General features: G+C 68.8%; 1 protein-coding gene. It reads right to left on the reverse strand.

Translation table 11 applies throughout. The features are described 5' to 3' along the window. Positions 1 to 306: 306 nt before the first annotated feature. Positions 307 to 1,353: methyltransferase domain-containing protein (locus ABZ471_RS48705; RefSeq protein ID WP_359075629.1), on the reverse strand; the 1,047-nt coding region annotated here is incomplete at its 5' end.

The following is a 1,353-nucleotide window of genomic DNA, read 5'->3' on the forward strand; positions in this document are numbered from 1 at the left end:
TTTATCAGATAAAGGTCGGCCACCTCCCGCACACCCCAACACCCACCCGAGTGTGCATCAGCAAACCACACGCCCACCGGAAAACAACCGACCCCGCCCACAACCCCACCCAGCACGCGATGTGGTCGGGGCGGTCCGCCGCATTCCCGAACCGGTACGCGAGGCAGTCACACAGCGGCACAAGCAAGTCGGCCCGGGCGCGATCCGGATCCGGTACCCGGGGCCCCGAGGGGCAAGGGGAGCAGCGACGCAGCCGCTGACCATCAACTTGATCACCGCGGTAAATTCCGGCCTTCACAACCATGCTCAAGACCGCCCAGGACGCCCCGGAGGGCAGCGCCGCCACCGTCGAACGACGTTCTCCGGTGAGTCCAGCCACACGTGCTGCCTGCCGTCCATCTCCGCGGTCAGGCCGAAGCGTTCGAAGTCCGGCTGGTCGGCTGTGTGCCACCAGCCCAGAGCCTCATGCACTTCGTCCCACAGCCGCCGTGAGCCTTCCTGCCACACGTCGGCCTCCGGTCGGCCGTCGCGGAACATGACGCAGGCCCACGAATGGTCCTTGAGCCCGTAGAACCACACCGGCCGGGCACCGTCACGCTTCTCCGCCACCACACGGTGGCAGTCGCGGACTCGCAAGCCGATCGCGAAGGTCCGCGGATCGAAGCGGCCTTCCCCGAGCAGCTCGCCCTCGGTGACATCCGTCGTGGACCGCTCTGCTTCGGCCATGCCTTCCGGGAGGTAGGCATCGTGGCCCTCGAACGGCAGCCGCTGGGCGCGCAGCTTCATGAACTCCACCGGCCCTGTGAAGTGCCCGCTCGCCTCCGAGGGGCTGACCTTGAGGCGGACGATGGCGTCGGAGTTACTGAAGTGCGTGCCCCAGGGGGCGACGATGATGCCGCCCGGCCGGGTCTGCTCGATCCACTCCGGAGGCACCGTGCGGATCCCGGCCGTCGCGATGACGCGGTCGTAGGGCGCTCCCGCCTGGTCACCGAGCGCCCCGTCCCGGGTGAGGACGACGCCGAGCAATTCCCGGGCGGCGAGACGATCGCGGGCAGCGTCTGCCACCGTCGGATCGATCTCGATACTCGTGACAGCCTCGACTCCCAGCCGGTGGGCCAGAAGGCCGGCGTTCCAGCCGGTGCCCGTGCCGATCTCCAGCACTGTGTGCCCGGGCTGCACGTCCAGGTCGCGCAGCATCCGAAACACCACCGACGGCATGGACGCCGACGACGTCGGCACCCGGACACCCTCGCCGCTCGGCTTGCCGTCGTCCCACTGCGTCACGATCGGCACGTCGGCGTCGGCGTACTGGAACCAGAGTCCCGGCTCTGCCCGCAGGTTCACGGTGACGTG

The sequence above is a fragment of the Streptomyces sp. NPDC005728 genome, from assembly GCF_040630895.1.
Classification (GTDB): Bacteria; Actinomycetota; Actinomycetes; order Streptomycetales; family Streptomycetaceae; genus Streptomyces.